This is a genomic window from Streptomyces sp. TE5632 (genome assembly GCF_054061295.1).
This window is the reverse complement of the sequence record NZ_JBSSEA010000003.1, coordinates 2,424,762-2,441,722: the sequence shown is the minus strand read 5'-3', so window position 1 is coordinate 2,441,722 and position 16,961 is coordinate 2,424,762. Positions and strand designations below refer to the sequence as shown.

11 protein-coding genes, 2 tRNA genes, 1 other RNA gene and 1 pseudogene are annotated in these 16,961 nt (G+C 72.3%); 8 read left to right on the top strand and 7 right to left on the bottom strand.

What is annotated here, in order from left to right:
• Nucleotides 1-74 precede the first annotated feature (74 nt).
• A complete protein-coding gene (locus ACVW19_RS16295) occupies nucleotides 75-296 on the bottom strand; it encodes a hypothetical protein (protein ID WP_457460100.1) in 222 nt (73 codons plus the stop codon).
• Between the two features lie 292 nt (nucleotides 297-588).
• Here ACVW19_RS16295 and ACVW19_RS16290 point away from each other — a divergent pair, with 292 nt between their 5' ends.
• Both ACVW19_RS16290 and ACVW19_RS16285 read left to right on the top strand, forming a co-directional pair.
• Nucleotides 589-2,286 carry a stealth family protein gene (locus ACVW19_RS16290; RefSeq protein ID WP_457460099.1) on the top strand — a complete coding sequence of 566 codons (1,698 nt, stop codon included), beginning with the start codon at nucleotides 589-591 and terminating at the stop codon, nucleotides 2,284-2,286.
• Nucleotides 2,287-2,309: 23 nt separating this feature from the next.
• A complete protein-coding gene (locus ACVW19_RS16285) occupies nucleotides 2,310-4,136 on the top strand; it encodes a stealth family protein (RefSeq protein ID WP_457460098.1) in 1,827 nt (608 codons plus the stop codon).
• A gap of 102 nt (nucleotides 4,137-4,238) precedes the next feature.
• Here the strand turns inward: ACVW19_RS16285 and ACVW19_RS16280 are convergent.
• A tRNA-Ser gene (locus ACVW19_RS16280) sits at nucleotides 4,239-4,326 on the bottom strand.
• 72 nt (nucleotides 4,327-4,398) lie between these two features.
• On the opposite strand from ACVW19_RS16280, the gene ffs reads away from it, so the two are divergent.
• From ffs to ACVW19_RS16250, 6 genes and pseudogenes are all read left to right on the top strand, one after another.
• An RNA gene (ffs, locus tag ACVW19_RS16275) (signal recognition particle sRNA small type) lies at nucleotides 4,399-4,497 on the top strand.
• A 73-nt stretch (nucleotides 4,498-4,570) separates the two neighbouring features.
• Nucleotides 4,571-6,862, top strand: a complete 2,292-nt coding sequence (locus tag ACVW19_RS16270; protein WP_457460097.1) for a DNA polymerase III subunit gamma and tau — start codon at nucleotides 4,571-4,573, stop codon at nucleotides 6,860-6,862.
• Nucleotides 6,863-6,988: 126 nt separating this feature from the next.
• A complete protein-coding gene (gene purD / locus ACVW19_RS16265) occupies nucleotides 6,989-8,242 on the top strand; it encodes a phosphoribosylamine--glycine ligase (protein ID WP_457460096.1) in 1,254 nt (417 codons plus the stop codon).
• Between the two features lie 305 nt (nucleotides 8,243-8,547).
• A complete protein-coding gene (locus ACVW19_RS16260; protein WP_457464632.1) occupies nucleotides 8,548-10,398 on the top strand; it encodes a hypothetical protein in 1,851 nt (616 codons plus the stop codon).
• Between the two features lie 151 nt (nucleotides 10,399-10,549).
• Nucleotides 10,550-11,887: pseudogene (locus ACVW19_RS16255) on the top strand (N,N-dimethylformamidase beta subunit family domain-containing protein); the annotation flags it as partial.
• Between the two features lie 167 nt (nucleotides 11,888-12,054).
• Entirely contained in the window at nucleotides 12,055-12,954 is a 900-nt protein-coding gene (locus tag ACVW19_RS16250) for a phosphoribosylaminoimidazolesuccinocarboxamide synthase (protein ID WP_457460095.1), read from the top strand.
• Between the two features lie 41 nt (nucleotides 12,955-12,995).
• Here ACVW19_RS16250 and ACVW19_RS16245 read toward each other — a convergent pair.
• From ACVW19_RS16245 to ACVW19_RS16225, 5 genes are all read right to left on the bottom strand, one after another.
• Nucleotides 12,996-13,071 (bottom strand) — tRNA-Gly (locus ACVW19_RS16245).
• A 23-nt stretch (nucleotides 13,072-13,094) separates the two neighbouring features.
• On the bottom strand, nucleotides 13,095-13,724 hold the full coding sequence (locus ACVW19_RS16240) for a response regulator (protein ID WP_457460094.1): 630 nt from the start codon (nucleotides 13,722-13,724) through the stop codon (nucleotides 13,095-13,097).
• Nucleotides 13,721-15,013 carry a sensor histidine kinase gene (locus tag ACVW19_RS16235; RefSeq protein WP_457460093.1) on the bottom strand — a complete coding sequence of 431 codons (1,293 nt, stop codon included), beginning with the start codon at nucleotides 15,011-15,013 and terminating at the stop codon, nucleotides 13,721-13,723. The genes ACVW19_RS16240 and ACVW19_RS16235 overlap by 4 nt, the downstream gene beginning before the upstream one ends.
• A 25-nt stretch (nucleotides 15,014-15,038) precedes the next feature.
• On the bottom strand, nucleotides 15,039-15,782 hold the full coding sequence (locus ACVW19_RS16230) for an ABC transporter permease (protein WP_457464630.1): 744 nt from the start codon (nucleotides 15,780-15,782) through the stop codon (nucleotides 15,039-15,041).
• Nucleotides 15,783-15,886: 104 nt separating this feature from the next.
• Nucleotides 15,887-16,873 carry an ABC transporter ATP-binding protein gene (locus ACVW19_RS16225; RefSeq protein ID WP_457460092.1) on the bottom strand — a complete coding sequence of 329 codons (987 nt, stop codon included), beginning with the start codon at nucleotides 16,871-16,873 and terminating at the stop codon, nucleotides 15,887-15,889.
• Nucleotides 16,874-16,961 lie beyond the last annotated feature (88 nt).

Sequence of the window (16,961 nt, the reverse complement as noted above, 5' to 3'; positions counted from 1 at the left end):
ACCGGTGCGGGAACGGACCCGCACGGCACCGGCGAGGAAGCCGGGAGTCCCCGGGCTTCAGCCCGGGGAGCCGGTCAGAGCTTGCTCATCTTGGCGTACGGGCTCAGGATCCGTTCCTGCGCCGAACCGAAATCCACGAGTGCCGCGATTCCGTCCTCGATGCCGATCACGCGGCCGAGACCGTACATGTCGTGTGTGACCTGGTCGCCCACCGCGAAGTGCTTGGGAGGTGGCGCGACCGGGGCTTTGAAGGGGCTGGTGGGCAGAATGCGCTTCGGTGCAGCTGGCTTTGTCATCGCCACCAGTATGGGCCTGTGGGCCCGTCGGGGCCCAGGGTGTGATCGTCGAAGGCGCGCACGCATCCGGTGAGCCGGGCGGTCGCACGTGTCCGTGTGCGCCCGGTGCCTTGCGACCCGCCCGATCGGGCAACGGCTCCCTGCGATGCCCGACTGTGGGCCAGTTGTGCACACAGGCCGTCATTTGTGAACTCTTGGGGAACCCTTCTACAACCTTTCGTCGCATGTATCTGTCTGGTTAGCGCAGAGATGTTCAAAGGTTCATGAGGGTCCATGTAGAGGAGTTCAGAACGTGACGGTGCGTTCCTTCGCCAGGCGTATGCGACCGCGAGTCGAGCGGAAGGCCGCCGAAAGGGTGTGGCAGCTGCGCACCATGCGGCGGCGCCGCCTGGCGGCGACCACGGACCCGGTGCTCCGCCCGGTGGCGGTGCGCGGCCAGCAGCTCTACGGACGGGTCGTGACGCGGTTCAGCGCTGCCGACGCGGCCGCCGCCAACCTCGACCTGGTCGTCGCCGCGCTGGAGCAGGAAGGTATTCCCTACTTCCTGGTGCCGGCCTCGCGCACGCGCCACACGGTCGGCGTGAACGCGGTCGACCGGGAGCGTTTCCTCACCGCCCTCGAGGCGCAGAACGCGGGGAAGGCGGTGTTCATCGGCAGGCCGCTGCCCGGCGCGAAACTCAAGCACCCCGCCCTGTTCATGGACGGCGTACTGCCGAGCGCCTTGCGTACGGCCCCCGTACTGCGGGTCGGGGAGAACCACCTGGGGCCCGCGGGCCAGCTGCTCGCCGGGCCGGAACTCGCCTGCGACATCGAGTTCTGGGAGGACGGGGCACAGCTCCTCGCCTCCGACGACGGGCCTCGCCGACTGGCCAAGGTGCAGCCGCAGGCGTCCGAGGACATCTTCGCCGAGTCCCTCGTCGCGCCGCGGAACAACGGCATCACGGACGTGCTGCCGGCGTCCGAGCAGAAGCCGGCCACGGTGCGGGTCGGCGACCGGGAGCTGCCGAGCTTCGTCCCGCTCACCCTGCCGACCGTGAACGACGTGACCTTCCCGGTCGACGTCGTCTACACCTGGGTGGACGGCGAGGAGCCGGAGATGCGGGTCAAGCGGGCCCGGTACCAGGAGCGCGGCATCGCCGAGATCCTGGACAAGGAGACCAACGCCTCCCGGTACACCAGCCATGACGAGCTGAAGTACTCGCTGCGCTCGCTCGCGATGTACGCCGACTTCGTCCGGCACATCTACATCGTGACCGACGGCCAGAAGCCGCACTGGCTCGACGACGGGGCCCCGGGGATCACGGTCGTCGACCACCGCGACATCTTCCCGCAGGGCGTCCTGCCGGTGTTCAACTCACACGCGATCGAGACGCGGCTGCACCACATCCCGGGCCTGTCGGAGCACTATCTGTACTTCAACGACGACGTGTTCGTCGGTCGCCGGGTCACCGCGGCGCAGTTCTTCCACGGCAGCGGTCTGATGAAGATCCCGGTCTCCCCGCTCAAGATAGGCGTCGGCAAGCCGCACGCCGAGGAGACGGCCACCAACTCCGCGAGCAAGAACGTCCGGCGGCTGCTGTTGGAGAAGTTCGGGCGGATGACGACGAACAACTTCATGCACACCCCACTGCCGCAGCAGCGCAAGACGCTGGAAGCGCTCGAGGAGCTCTTCCCGGAGGACATCAGCCGCACCACGGCGTCCCGCTTCCGCTCGCCGCAGGACATCGCCATGACGGCCCCGCTGCTCTACCAGTACGCGCTGATGACCGGCCGCGGCATGCCGGGCAAGTACAGCTTCCGGTATGTGAACATCAGCCGCCCGGACGCCGAACGACGCCTGGCCGATCTGCGCCGCAACCGCCGCTTCGACTTCTTCTGCCTCAACGACGTCGACGTGCTGCCCGAGGAGCGGGAGCAGGTCGGTGTCCGGATGAACGAGTTCCTGGAGCACTACTTCCCCTTCGCGAGCCCCTTCGAGAAGCAGAAGTGACGGGGGGCGGGAGCATGCACGGCATGGACCGCACGGACATCCGTCACCGCCTCGGAGCGCTCGGGGGCGTGCGGGCCGCCCAGGGCTCGCTGGTACGCCTGAGGCTCTGGCCGTCGACCCGGCTCTGGGCGCTGCGTGCGGCGCGGTCCCGACGGCGCCTGCGGGCCACCGTCCCCGGACTGCGCCGGGTCGCCTTCGGACCGATGCGGCTGTACGGCCGCACGGTCGCCGACTACACCGCCGCGGACGCCGCCGAAGCCGATCTCGAGCAGGTGTGCGCCCTCCTGGAAGGACTCGACGTCCCGTACTTCCTGGTCCCCGCCGACCACGGGCACGGTGCGCCGCGACAGGTCATCGGCGTCGAGGAGACGTACCGCGGCGTGATCCTCTCGCAGGCCGCTCAGCACTTCGCCGGCACCGCCGGGTACGTCGGCACCGTCGGGCCGGACGGTGCCGTGACGAAGGCGGCGCTGTGGGCCGACGGAAAGCTGCCGCGGGCGCTGAGGCGGGCCGCGGTGCTCCGCACCGGCATGGTGCGCCTCGGCCCGGGAGGGCAGGTGCTCACCGGTCTCGAGACGGGGTGCGACATCGAGTTCTGGTGTCACGGCCGGGACCTCGCCGCAGCCCCGGGCACGGACCCCTCCTGGCTCACCGTGCCCGGCAGCCGGTTGCCGGACGTCTTCGGCCCGGCGCTCGTCGCCCCGCGCCGCAACCCCGTGTCGGAAGTGCTCCCGGTGGCGGCGCAGCGGCACGCTGCGGTGGCGTGCCGCCACCGCAGCGTGCCGACGTTCGCCCCGTTCGCCGAGCCGGGCATCGACGAGGTGCGCTTCCCCGTCGACGCCGTGTACACCTGGGTCGACGGGGACGAGCCGGCGATGGCCGCGAAGCGCCGCGCCCATCAGGAGCTCTCCGACGGTGTCATCGCTCCGCGCGAGACCGGCGCCTCCCGCTACACCAGCCATGACGAGCTGAGGTACTCGCTGCGCTCGCTGCGGATGTACGCCGGGTTCGTCCGGCACGTCTACCTCGTGACCGACTCCCAGATCCCCGCCTGGCTGGACCCGGAAGCGGAGGGTCTGACCGTGATCGACCACCGGGACATCCTCCCGGCCGACGCGCTTCCCGTCTTCAACTCGCACGCGATAGAGAGTCGGCTGCATCACATCCCGGGTCTGTCGGAGCACTACCTCTACTTCAACGACGACGTCTTCATCAATCGCCCGGTACGGGCCGAGCACTTCTTCCACGGCAACGGCATCGCCCGGATCCCACTGTCCCCGCTGAAACTCGGCGTCGGTGCCCCGCACCCACTGGAGCCGGCCCCGAACTCCGCGGGCAAGAACACCCGCGAGGTGATCAGGCGCTTCCACGGCAGACACATCACCCACAAGTCGCTGCACACTCCGCATCCCCAGCTGCTGTCGGTCCTGCGGGAGATGGAGAGCCTCGGAATCGAGGAGCTCGAGCGGACCTCCTACTCGCGCTTCCGCTCCACCTCCGACGTCGCACCGGCGTCCACGCTCCACCACCACTGGGCGATCGCGACCGGCCGGGCGGTCCCGGCCGACTACCGCTTCCGTTACGTGCAACTGGGCACACCGGACATGCGGCGGCGCCTGGCCCGCCTCGCGGCCGGTGAGGACATCGACTTCTTCTGCCTCAACGACGTGGACACCGCCCCGGCGGACAGGGCGGCGGCCCAGACCGCCATCCGCGCCTTCCTGGAGCGGAAGTACCCGTTCCCGAGCCGCTTCGAAAGAGCGGCCCGGACCACCTCGCGCCCGGTCGGGCCGCTCACGGCGAGTCTCCTGCCGCAGCCGGTGCGGGAGGGGGCGCGGCTTCGCGACTGAGGAGCACGGGTGCGGGCGAGGTGTCCGCAGGGAGGGCCGGAACACGTCGAAGGGCCCCACCGCGAGCGGTGGGGCCCTTCGACTTCGTGCCCGGTGAGGCACTGGCGGAGGATAAGGGATTCGAACCCTTGAGGGGTTGCCCCCAACACGCTTTCCAAGCGTGCGCCCTAGGCCACTAGGCGAATCCTCCGGCAGGAACATTACATGACCGAGGGGAGTGCTTGCGAACTCGTTCCGCCCCCGCGAGATGAGGTAGCCTTTGCGCAGCCCCTCACGCGGCGCTATCTGACTGAACTCCCCCAGGGCCGGAAGGCAGCAAGGGTAGGTCGGCTCTGGCGGGTGCGTGGGGGGCGTTCGCGTTTCCGGCCCCCGTACGCGCGGGGCGTGCCCGAGGGCGGGGCCCGATGTCGGTGGGCGCCTATAACCTCGTAGGTGTGTCGTCTCTCGCGCTGTACCGCCGCTATCGCCCGGAGTCGTTCGCCGAGGTCATCGGGCAGGAACATGTCACCGACCCGCTGCAGCAGGCGCTGCGGAACAACCGGGTCAATCACGCGTACCTGTTCAGCGGTCCGCGAGGCTGCGGCAAGACGACCAGCGCGCGCATCCTGGCCCGGTGCCTGAACTGCGAGAAGGGCCCCACGCCGACGCCGTGCGGCGAGTGCCGGTCCTGTCAGGACCTCGCGCGCAACGGGCCGGGATCGATCGACGTCATCGAGATCGACGCCGCGTCCCACGGTGGTGTGGACGACGCCCGTGACCTGCGCGAGAAGGCGTTCTTCGGGCCCGCCCACAGCCGGTACAAGATCTACATCATCGACGAGGCCCACATGGTCTCCTCGCAGGGCTTCAACGCCCTGCTCAAGGTCGTCGAGGAGCCTCCGGAGCATCTGAAGTTCATCTTCGCGACCACCGAACCCGAGAAGGTCCTCGGGACGATCCGGTCGCGTACGCACCACTATCCGTTCCGGCTGGTGCCGCCCGGGGTCCTCCGGGACTACCTCGGCGAGGTGTGCGACAAGGAGAGCAGCCCCGTCGAGGACGGCGTGCTGCCGCTCGTCGTGCGGGCCGGTGCCGGGTCCGTGCGTGACTCGATGTCCGTCATGGACCAGTTGCTCGCGAGCGCCGGTCCCGACGGTGTGACGTACGCCATGGCCACCTCCCTGCTCGGGTACACGGACGGCTCGCTCCTCGACTCCGTGGTCGAGGCCTTCGCCACGGGCGACGGTGCCGCGGCCTTCGAGGTCGTCGACCGCGTGATCGAGGGGGGCAACGACCCGCGGCGGTTCGTCACCGATCTGCTCGAGCGGCTCCGGGACCTGGTGATCCTCGCCGCGGTCCCGGACGCCGCGGAGAAGGGGCTCATCGACTTCCCCGCCGATGTCATCGAGCGGATGCAGGCCCAGGCCGGTGTCTTCGGCGCCGCCGAGCTCAGCCGCGCCGCCGACCTCGTCAACGAGGGGCTCACCGAGATGCGGGGCGCCACCTCGCCCCGGCTCCAGCTCGAGCTGATCTGCGCCCGCGTGCTGCTGCCCGCCGCGTACGGCGACGAGCGGTCGGTCATGGCCCGCCTGGACCGGATCGAGCGGGGCGTGAACTTCTCGGCGGGCGGTCCAGCCGCCGGCATGCCGACCATGGGGTACGTGCCGGGGGGCGGTGTCCATGGGGAAGCCGAGGGCGCCCCGGTTCCGCCGGGGGGCGGTCCGGCCGCGGCTCGGGCCGCGGCGCGGGGGCAGGTCCCGCCCTCGCCCTCGCTCCCGCCTTCGCCGGTGCAGCCTCCGGCTCCGGTGCCTCCGGTTGCCGCGCCTCCGGCTCCGGCTCCCGTTCAGCCTCCGGCTGCAGCTTCGGCGGCTCCGCCCGTTGCGGGGCCGAGCGAGCCCGTGCCCGGTGCGCCCGCCCCGGGGGCCTGGCCCACCGCGGCCCCCGCCGGGGGCGGTCGCCGGCCCGGGGGCTGGCCCACGGCCGCAGCGGCGGGCGGCGGGCGGCCCCAGGCCGCCGCTCCGGGCGCACCCGCCCCCGCTCCCGCCTCCACCCCCGCGTCTGTGCCCCAGACGCCCCAGACGCCCCAGGCGGGCCCCGGGCCCTTTGGGGGCGGTGGCGGCGGGCTCGATCCCCGCACGCTCTGGCCGAACATCCTCGAGGTGGTCAAGAACCGCCGTCGATTCACCTGGATCCTGCTCAGCCAGAACGCCCAGGTGACCGGTTTCGACGGTACGACCCTCCAGATCGGCTTCGTGAACTCCGGCGCGCGGGACAACTTCCTGAGCAGTGGCAGCGAGGACGTGCTGCGGCAGGCCCTGGGTGAGCAGTTCAACGTGCAGTGGAAGATCGAGGCCGTCGTCGACCCGTCCGGGGGCGGTGCGGCGGCTCCGGCCCCCGGGGGCGGCCGGAGCGGCGGGGGCGCTGCGGGTTACGGCGCCGGTGGCGACGGTGGTGGCGGCTCGGGCGGCGGTGGCGGTGGTTACGGGGGTGCCGGCGCCGGTCAGCGCTCCGGGGCCGCCCAGCCGTCGGGTCCGTCCGGGTATGCCTCCGCGCAGCAGGCGCCCCCCGTGCCCGCCCCGGCACCGGCGCCTCGGCCCTCCGCTCCGGAACCCCCGCCCCCCGTCTCCCCCGAGGACGACGTCCCCGAGGAGGACGACCCCGACCTGGACGAGTCCGCCCTCTCCGGCAAGGAGCTGATCGTCCGGGAGCTGGGTGCGACCGTGATCGAGGAACTCACGAACGAGTAGACCCGAACGAGCAGACCCGAACGAGTGGAGCGGCCGGGCGGATTGGAGGAACGCACGAACCCGTCCGCCCCGGTCCTTCGGAAGCCCGCACAAGGCGAACGCCTCCGGTCCCGTTAGGCTGGCCCCGTGAAGGTCCTCGTCATCGGCAGCGGTGCCCGCGAACACGCCCTGTGCCGTTCTCTGTCCCTCGATCCCGACGTCACCGCGCTCCACTGCGCCCCCGGCAACGCCGGTATCGCCGAGGTGGCCGAGCTGCACCAGGTCGACGCCCTGGACGGCGCGGCCGTGTCCGCGCTGGCCACACGGCTCGGCGTGGACCTCGTGGTGGTCGGCCCGGAAGCCCCCCTCGTCGCCGGTGTCGCCGACGCCGTGCGCGAAGCGGGCATCGCCGCCTTCGGCCCCTCCAGGGAGGCCGCCCGGCTGGAGGGCTCCAAGGCCTTCGCGAAGGACGTCATGGCGGGTGCGGGCGTGCCCACGGCACGGTCGTACGTCTGCACCACCCCCGTCGAGGCCGCCGCCGCCCTCGACGCCTTCGGCGCTCCCCACGTCGTCAAGGACGACGGGCTCGCCGCGGGCAAGGGCGTGGTCGTCACCGACGACCTCGAGGTCGCCAGGGCGCACGCCGAGGCCTGCAAGCAGGTGGTCATCGAGGAGTACCTGGACGGTCCCGAGGTGTCCCTCTTCGCCGTGACCGACGGCGAGACCGTGCTGCCCCTCCAGCCCGCCCAGGACTTCAAGCGCGCGCTGGACGGCGACGCGGGTCCCAACACCGGCGGCATGGGGGCGTACTCCCCGCTGCCGTGGGCCGACCCGAAGCTGGTCGACGAGGTCACGCGGTCGGTCCTGCAGCCGACCGTCGACGAGTTGCGGCGACGCGGCACCCCCTTCTCCGGCCTGCTCTACGCCGGTCTCGCGATCACCTCGCGCGGCGTGCGCGTGATCGAGTTCAACGCCCGGTTCGGCGACCCCGAGACGCAGGTCGTGCTGGCCCGTCTGAAGACCCCGCTGGCCGAGCTGCTGATGGCCGCCGCCACCGGCAACCTCGCCGACCTGGAGCCGCTGCGCTGGAGCGACGACGCCGCCGTCACGGTCGTCGTCGCCTCGCACAACTACCCCGGCCCCCCGCGCACCGGCGACCCGATCACCGGCCTGGACGAGGTCGCCGCCCAGGACGGCCCGCACGCGTACGTGCTGCACGCGGGGACGAAGCAGGTGGGCGACGAGATCGTCAGCGCGGGCGGCCGGGTGCTGTCCGTCACGGCGACCGGCGCGGACCTCACCGAGGCCCGCGACCGTGCCTACCGCGCGGTCTCCCGTATCCGCCTCGACGGCTCCCAGCACCGCACGGACATCGCGGCGGAGGCGGCCAAGGGCGCATGAGCCCTCGCAGGCACCGATGAACCCCACGGGCCCCGATCCGCCTCAGGATCCGGGGCCCGAACTTTGCCGTCCGTCACTCACCTTTGCCCTGAGCCATTCCATCGAGTGACCGATATGCCATCCGGCTGACGAGGGCCGGGGCCCCAACTAGGGTGCCGCGCAAGTGTTCCGGCATGCTCCGGCACTTGGCTCACCGGCATTGCGATGTCAGTGACGGGTGTCACAGTGGGGGAGTGGGCAACGCCAGGAGAGCGTGCCAGGAGAGCGTCAGGACCGTCGGGAGGGGGTGAGGCAGGGGCATGAGCATGAGCGGAGGCGGCATGGGCAGGGACGCGGGTGCGCAGTCGGCGCGTTCACGGGCGCTCGCGGTACTCCGCCTGCGCAGCAGGGCACTGGCCGTCGCCCTGCTGCCCGCGGCCGTCGCCGTGATCCTGCTCGTCGGCGGCTCCACCGGCCATTTCGTCGGCACCGGCTGGGACGTCGTCCGCTGGACGCTCACGCCGCTCGCGGTACTGGTCCTGCTCGCCGCCGCCGGAGTCGCCCTGGTCGTCTCCCGTGCCCGGCCCGCCATGAGCCCGACGGTCCCGATCGCCGAGAGGGCGGCCCCGGACCTGTACCGGATGGTGCGCGACCTCGCCGACCGGCTCGACGTTCCCGTTCCGTCCGCGATAGCGCTCACCCCGGACTGCGACAGCTGGCTGGAGGACCGCACCCACCCGGCGCACGGCCCCCCGCCCGTCGAGGAACACGGTGACACAACGGGCTCGGGACGGCCTCCGCACCGCCGGACGACCGTCGCCGCACCCGTGCTGGTGATCGGCTCCCCGTTCCTGTGGTGGATGCGTGTCGGCGAGTTGCGCGCGGTCCTCGCCCCGGTCGTCGCCGGTACGGGACCCTCGGCGCACCCGGACATAGCCGCCGCCCGGCGTTTCGTCCGGGGTCTCGACGCGGCGGTGGCCGTGACCTCGGAGCCTCGGCGCGGGCCGGTGTTCCGGGCGGTGTTCGCGGGTGTCGGCTGGGTCGCGCGGTCGTTGCTGCGCGGCTGTCGGGTGCACACCGCAGAGATGGAGCGCGGGGTCGCCGCGGCGGCGGCCGACCGCGCCCAGGCCGTGGATTACGGGCTGAGGATCGTCGCCCAGGAACAGGTGGGGCTGGCGTACGCGGGCTGGGACCGGCTGCTCACCCGGGTGGCGCTGCCCGCCTGGCGGATGGGCCGCTGGCCCTCACGGCTCAACGCCGGGGTGGTGGCCGCGCTCACCGAGCTGTCCCGCCGGGACCGGCTGGCCGAGGGGTTCGCCTCCCGCCTCGGTGAGCGTCCCGCCTGCGACCTGCTCGAAGAGCCCGGCGCGGTGGACGAGGCCACCTCCCTCCTCGCCGCCCGCCTCTTCCACGGCGGCCCCGCCGGGAGCGGGCCCGAGTGGTCGCCGGTCCGCTGGGGCGACTACCCGGAGGAGGTCGTCGACCGCAAATGGCGTACGGACGCGGCCCGGCTCCACCGCGTTCTGGACGCCCTCGGCGTACGCCCCGCCGTCGGCGGGGAGGGCCTGGGCTCCGACGGCCCGACCCTCTCCCGCGTCCTCGACCACCTGACGGACCCGGTGCCGGTCCCGCGCGCGGAACCGCCCGTACACACGGGACCGGGAAACGCCGCCGCCGACTACGACGCGGACCCCGACGACGAGGACCTCGCCGGAACCACCCCGCGCAGTGCCGCCCTGGCCGCCCGGATCAGCGCCGAAGTGGCCCGCGAGGGCGCCGCGGCCACCGAGCGGGCCGCGGCCGCGGCCGCATCCATACCCGTCTCCGCACTCACCTCGGCCGAGAGCGCCCCGACCGCTCCCCCCGCACCGGCCGACCCCGCCTCCCTCTGGGACGACAGGGCGCTGCCCCTGCTCCCCCTCCAGCCCCCGCGCACCGGCCGCGAACTGCTCGCCGACCACATCATGGCGATGGTCTGCTGCGCGGCCATGGACACCGCGGGCGCGGCCCCCGGGCTCGACTGGCTCGACGGCCCGGCCCTCCTCATCGGCGGTGTACGTGCCACGGACCTCCCCGCCCAGGTCATGACGCTGATCGAGAACGGCGATCCTGTGGCCCTGCGCCTGTGGCTGACCCGGCAGGGCATACGCCCGGAGAAGCCCGTACGGCTCGTCTGAGCCGGTCTCCCCGCAACTCCCGCCCCATCGACATCAACCGGAGTTCCATCTTCCGTTTTTGACCGGTTTACGGCGAAGGGTGATGGAACGTGTGCCCCATGTGATGTGCTTGCCCTGCTCGTGCTCCGTGACCAGGGCTTGCGACATACGACAAGCACACCGGCGACCGCCGGCAACGGGGCCGACGGGGCCGGGGAGGGGAGCGACCATGGGACCGGAGCAGGGCCGCCGCCGGATCGAGGGGTTCAGTTCCACCGGCGGGGTGGCACCCGGAGGGACGATCGACTTCCACGTCTCCGTCGACCCGCCCCAGGAGTTCGGCGTCGACGTCCACCGCGTCGGCCACCACGACGGGCAGCGCGCCGCCCGGATCACGTCCGGTCCCCGCCTGGCAGGCATCGCGCAGCCGCCGCCGCTCACCGCAGACCGCACGGTCTCCTGCCACCACTGGTGGCTGTCCTGGCGGTTACGGGTCCCGTCGGACTGGAGCGTCGGCGCCTACGTGGCCGTCCTGACCACCGCCGACGGCCGCCACCGGTCCCACATCCCCTTCACGGTGCGCGACGACCGCCCGGCGGACCTGCTCCTGGTGCTGCCCGACATCACCTGGCAGGCCCACAACCGCTACCCGTGGGACGAGGAGGGGCAGCCGCTCGACGAGGCCGACGCGGCGGCGACCACCGTCTCCTTCGACCGCCCTTACGCGGGCACCGGCCTGCCGTCGTACGCCGGTCACACCTACGACGTCATCCGCTGGGCCGAACGCTACGGCTACGACCTCGCCTACGCCGACGCCGGCGACCTGCACGCCGGCCGGGTCGATCCCACCCGCTACCGAGGGATGGTCTTCCCCGGTCCCGACGTGTACTGGTCCCAGGCCATGCGCGACACCGTGGAACACGCCCGTGGGCACGGCACCTCCCTCGTCTTCCTCTCCGCCCGCACCATGCACGGGCAGGTGGAGCTCGCCCCCTCCCCGTCCGGAGCCCCCGACCGCCTGCTGACCCGCCGCAGACGCCGGACCCCGGAACGCCGAGCGCCGGAACGCAGGACTCCGGGCAGACCGTCGCTGTGGCGGGAGACGGACCGCGCCGAGCAGCAGCTGCTCGGCATCCAGTACGCCGGTCAGGTCCCCGCACCGCATCCGCTGATCGTGCGCAACGCCGACCACTGGCTGTGGGAGGGGACGGGGGCGTTCGAGGGCGACGGGATCGAGGGGCTGGTCGCGGTCGGGGCCGACCGTTACTTCCCGCGCACCCCACTGCCCGAGCACGAGGAGCGGGTCCTGCTCGCGCACTCCCCGTACACCGACCGGGCGGACGGCGGACGGCACCAGGAGACCTCCCTCTACCGGGCGCCCTCCGGCGCGTGGGTCTTCGCGTCGGGGACGCTCGCCTGGTCCCCGGCCCTGGACGGCCCCGGCCGGAGCGACCCCCGCATCCAGCGCGCCACGGCCAACCTCCTCGACCGCATCTGCAAACACGCCTGACCTGACCGGCTCCGGCCCGTGGGCCCCCGCGGCCGCCCCCGAGCGGCGGGGACGGCTGTTCGTACGGGACAATTGGCGTCACTGTCCCGCCGTCTCCCACCGCCACCGTGCGCGAGCGGAGCGAGCCCCGCGGGGTGTCCTGCTGTTCCGAGCCACGCGGAGGAACCGTGTCCGGATTCGTCGAGAAGCCCGAGCCGATCCAGGTTCCGGGCCTGGTGCATCTGCACACCGGAAAGGTGCGCGAGTTGTACCGGAACGAGGCCGGCGACCTCGTCATGGTCGCCAGTGACCGCATCTCCGCCTACGACTGGGTGCTGCCGACCGAGATCCCGGACAAGGGCAGGGTCCTCACCCAGCTCTCCCTCTGGTGGTTCGACCAGCTCGCCGACCTGGTCCCGCACCACGTCCTGAGCACCGAACTCCCCGCGGGAGCCCCCGCCGACTGGGCGGGCCGCACACTCGTCTGCAAGTCCCTGCGGATGGCCCCCGTGGAGTGTGTGGCCCGTGGCTACCTCACCGGTTCGGGCCTCGCCGAGTACCGGGAGTCCCGCACGGTCTGCGGCCTCGCCCTGCCCGAGGGCCTGGTGGACGGATCGGAACTGCCGGCCCCGATCTTCACCCCGGCCACCAAGGCCGCCGTCGGCGAGCACGACGAGAACGTCTCCTACGAGGAGGTCGCCCGCCAGGTCGGCGCCGACGTCGCGGCGCAGCTGCGGCAGGCCACCCTCGCCGCGTACACCCGTGCCCGGGACATCGCCCGCGACCGGGGGATCATCCTCGCGGACACCAAGTTCGAGTTCGGCTTCGACGGCGACACCCTGGTCGTCGCGGACGAGGTGCTCACCCCGGACTCCTCCCGCTTCTGGCCGGCCGAGCAGTGGGAGCCGGGCCACGCGCAGCCGTCGTACGACAAGCAGTACGTGCGGGACTGGCTGACCTCCGCCGAGTCGGGCTGGGACCGCGCGAGCGAGCAGCCCCCGCCGGCGCTGCCGCAGCCCGTCGTCGACGCGACCCGGGCGAAGTACGTGGAGGCGTACGAGCGTTTGACGGGCATGAGCTGGAGCTGAGGGAACGGCGAAGGCCCCGGTCGATGACCGGGGCCTCGGTGTGGAGCGGACGACGAGGTTCGAACTCGCGACCTCAACCTTGGCAAGGTTGCGCTCTACCAGCTGAGCTACGTCCGCGTTGCGCCGTGGCGCGAGGCCAACTATACCCAACCTCGCTCGCGGGCGAGGCGTACCGCGGCATGACGGTTCTCCGCACCGAGTTTCGACGCGGCCGACGACAGATAGTTGCGCACGGTCCCCTGGGACAGCGCGGCCCGCTCCGCGATCTCCGCCACGGGCGCCCCGTCGGCCGCGAGTTCCAGCACCTCGGCCTCGCGCGCGGTCAGCGGTGAGTCACCCGCGGCGATCGCGTCGGCGGCCAACTCGGGATCCACGTAACGGTTTCCCGCGTGCACCGCGCGGATGATCTCCGCGAGGCGCTGTGCGCTGACGGTCTTGGGGACGAAGCCGCGCACACCCGCCGCGAGCGCCCGCTTCAGGTGTCCGGGCCGCCCGTGGCTGGTCACGATCAGCACCCGGCAGCCGGGGAGTTCCGCCCGCAGCGATGTGGCGACGTTCACGCCGTCGGCGCCGGGCATCTGCAGATCCAGTACGGCGACATCGGGGGCGTGCGCCCGAGCCATCGCCAGTGCCTCCGGACCGGAGGCCGCCTCGGCGACGACCAGGAGGTCGTCCTCCAGGGACAGCAGCGCGGCGAGCGCGCCCCGGATCAGATGCTCGTCGTCGGCGAGCAGCAGCCGGACGGGACGCGCGTCCCGGGGTGTCGTCATCGCATGACCTCGCTCACGTTCGTGCGGGGCGCGGGTGACGAGGTGGACTCCCCCGAGGGGAACGTTCCAGAACCGGCGGCCGACGGCAACGGGACCTCGGCCGTCAGCAGGAACCGCCCGTCCCCGGTCGGGCCGGCCCGCAGGGTCCCGCCGATCTCGGCCAGCCGCTCACACAGCCCGACCAGCCCGGACCCCCGGCCCGAGCCGCCGTTCTCCGGCACACCGTCGTTCTCCACCGTCAGTACCGTCCGCCCCTTCAGCACCCGTATCCCCACCGCACACCGCCGTGCGTCCCCGTGCCGCAGCACATTGGTCACCGCTTCCCGTACGACCCAGCCCAGCGCGGACTGCACCTGTGCCGGGAGCCCGGCCGTCGAACCGGTGACCGTGCAGTCGATGCCGGCCGCGTCCAGGACGCCCTTGGCGCCCGCGAGTTCGCTGCCCAGGTCGGCCTCACGGTAGCCGCGGACGACCTCGCGCACCTCCCGCTGCGCCTCGTGCGCCAGCCGCTGCACCTCGACCATCTGCGTCACCGCCTCCGGCCGCTCCCGCTGGGCCAGTTGGACGGCCAGCTCGCTCTTCAGCGCGATCACGGCGAGGTTGCGGCCCATGACGTCGTGCAGATCCCGTCCGAACCGCAGCCGCTCCTCCGCGACGGCGAGCCGGGTACGGGTCTCCCGGGCCTCGTCGAGTTCGTACACGGTGTTGAGCAGCCAGGCCGAGATCACCGAGGTGAAGGCCATGAACCCGCCGCCGATCAGCATCACCACCGCGAAGAGCAGCGCGTCCGGGGCGGACACACCGAAGGGCAGGGACACCAGTCCCGTGCCGACCGCGAAGCCCACCACCCAGCCGAACACCCGCGGCCGGCTGCGCACCCCGAGCGCGACGATCCCGGCGCCGAAGGACGGGACGAGCATCAGGACCCCGGCGACCGTTTCGGCGACGTCGCGGTTCGCCGACCCGTGCTCGGCGAGCGCCACGGCGGTCACCGTGACGACCGCGGAGACGACACCGAGCGCCCACAGCAGCCGGAGCGGCTGCTCCCGCTGCCCGCGCAGCCAGTCCAGCGCCCGCGAGGCGGTCACGGCGCACAGCGCGCAGTGCACGGCGATCACGAGCAGCAGGGGAGCGGCGAGCCTCGGCCCGAGGTGCCCGAACCGCCCGATCACCGGTCCGCCGGCCGCCATGAACTCGACCAGGGCGAAGGAGTGGAACGACCACCGGGTGTACGTCTCCACCTTGGCCGGGGTGCTCTTGCTCCCCCACCAGCCGCCCGGCCCGCCCATGTCCCCGCCTCCCGGCGCCGGCACGTCAGCGCCTCGGTTCCCAGCGGAACCAGCGGCGGACGGCGAACACCGACAGCAGCGCCCAGGCCGCGCCGGTCGCCACGGCGAACAGTGTCTCGGAGCCGGACAGGTTGCCGGTGAAGCCGCCGCGCAGCAGGGTCATGACGGGGGTGAGGGGCAGCAGTTCGCAGAAGGAGGCCAGCCGGTCGGGCAGCACCTCCAGCGGGACCACCATCCCGGAGCCGAGCATCGACACTATGGTCACCGGCATCGCGGTGACCTGCGCGCTCTCGGTGGTCCGGGTGAAGCCCGCGGTGACGGCGGCGAGCGCCGCGCACAGCCCCAGGCCCAGCAGCAGCCCCAGTACGGACAGATGGACGGCCTGCGGCGCGGCCACGTCCAGGAGCAGTGCGCAGCCCACCGCCAGCAGCAGCGACTGCACCAGCCCGGTGACGACGGCCGGGAGCGAGGCCCCGCACAGGATCTCGGCGTCCCGCAGCTCCCCGGTGCGCAGCCGCTTCAGCACCAGTTCCTCGCGCCGGGTGACGAAGACGCCGACGAGCGCCGTGTAGACGGCGAACAGCAGGGAGAAGCCGATCGCGCCGGGCAGGATCACCGCGCCGATACTGAGACCCACCTTGTCGAGGTCCATCCCGTCGGCCGCCGAGTACAGGCTGAGCGGAAGCACCAGCGGCACGAAGAGCGCGGCGAAGAGCGTGCCCCTGCTGCGTCCGAACAGCGCCAACTCGGCTCGGGCGAGGGCCCGCATGCGTCCCACGGGGGTGCTGACCGCGGTGTTCCCGCCGCTCGCCCCCTCGGCCGTCCCCCCGGTCGACTCCTTGGCCGACTCCTTGGTCGTGCTGACCGTCCCGCTCATGCCGCGTACTCCTTTCCCGTGGTGTTGCTCTCCCCCTGCTCGAGGGTTTCGCGCGCGGAGGCTTCCCGGGCTATGCCCAGGAACGCCTCCTCCAGCGACGCCGAGCGCACATCCAGCCCCTTCAGTTCCACACCGGTCCGCTCGGCCCACACCAGCAGACCCGTGGCCGCCCGTTGCAGCTCACGGGTGTGCAGCCGGATGATCCGTCCGTCCAGTTCGTGCCCGGTCACGCCCAGGCCGTCGAGCGGCGGCAGGTCACCGGGGAAGTAGCCGTGGGGCAGTTCGAAGGTGATCCGCGACGGCTGCGCGGCGGTCACCTCGGCGGGGGTGCCGGTGGTGGCGATGCGCCCCTTGTGCATGATCGCGAGACGGTCGGCCAGTGCCTCGGCCTCCTCGAGGTAGTGGGTGGTCAGCAGCACGGTCGTGCCGTTGTCGCGCAGGGCCCGCACCAAACGCCAGGTGTCGCGGCGCCCTTCGGCGTCCAGGCCGGTCGTCGGCTCGTCGAGGAACAGCACCTCGGGGTCGCCGAGCAGCGCGAGGGCCAGGTCGAGGCGGCGCCGCTCACCCCCGGACAACTGCTTGACCCGTACGTCGTCCTTCCCGGCCAGTCCGACCAGCGGCAGCACCTCCTGCGGAGGACGGGCCCCGCTCACGGTGCCGGCCCACATCCGCGCGGTCTCCATGACGGTCAGGTCGGAGGGGAAGCCGCCTTCCTGGAGCATCACACCGGTGCGAGGCCGCACCACGGCGCGGTCGGTGTACGGGTCGTGACCGAAGATCCTGACCTGACCGCCGGTCGGCACCGCGAGGCCCTCCAGCAGTTCGACGGTGGAGGTCTTGCCCGCGCCGTTGGTGCCCAGCAGCGCGAAGACCTCCCCGCGCCGTACGGAGAAGTCGATCCCGCGTACGGCCTCGAACCCGCCCCCGTACACACGGCGCAGGTCAGTGACCTCGATCACGTGTTCATGTTCGTTTCCTTGCATGCTTTGATCATTCAGGATCAATCGGCCAGGCGGCCGTGCGGGCTGTCACCACTGGGCGTGACAAATGTCAGAACGCCGCCGGGCCGTC

Bases quoted from the DNA above. Each gene is read 5' to 3' on its own strand.
- ACVW19_RS16260 (WP_457464632.1), top strand. From the start codon at position 8,548: ATGAGCGGAGGCGGCATGGGCAGGGACGCGGGTGCGCAGTCGGCGCGT.
- ACVW19_RS16295 (WP_457460100.1), bottom strand. From the start codon at position 296: ATGACAAAGCCAGCTGCACCGAAGCGCATTCTGCCCACCAGCCCCTTC.
- ACVW19_RS16240 (WP_457460094.1), bottom strand. From the start codon at position 13,724: ATGACGACACCCCGGGACGCGCGTCCCGTCCGGCTGCTGCTCGCCGAC.
- ACVW19_RS16230 (WP_457464630.1), bottom strand. From the start codon at position 15,782: ATGCGGGCCCTCGCCCGAGCCGAGTTGGCGCTGTTCGGACGCAGCAGG.
- ACVW19_RS16225 (WP_457460092.1), bottom strand. From the start codon at position 16,873: ATGCAAGGAAACGAACATGAACACGTGATCGAGGTCACTGACCTGCGC.
- ACVW19_RS16285 (WP_457460098.1), top strand. From the start codon at position 2,310: ATGGACCGCACGGACATCCGTCACCGCCTCGGAGCGCTCGGGGGCGTG.
- ACVW19_RS16235 (WP_457460093.1), bottom strand. From the start codon at position 15,013: ATGGGCGGGCCGGGCGGCTGGTGGGGGAGCAAGAGCACCCCGGCCAAG.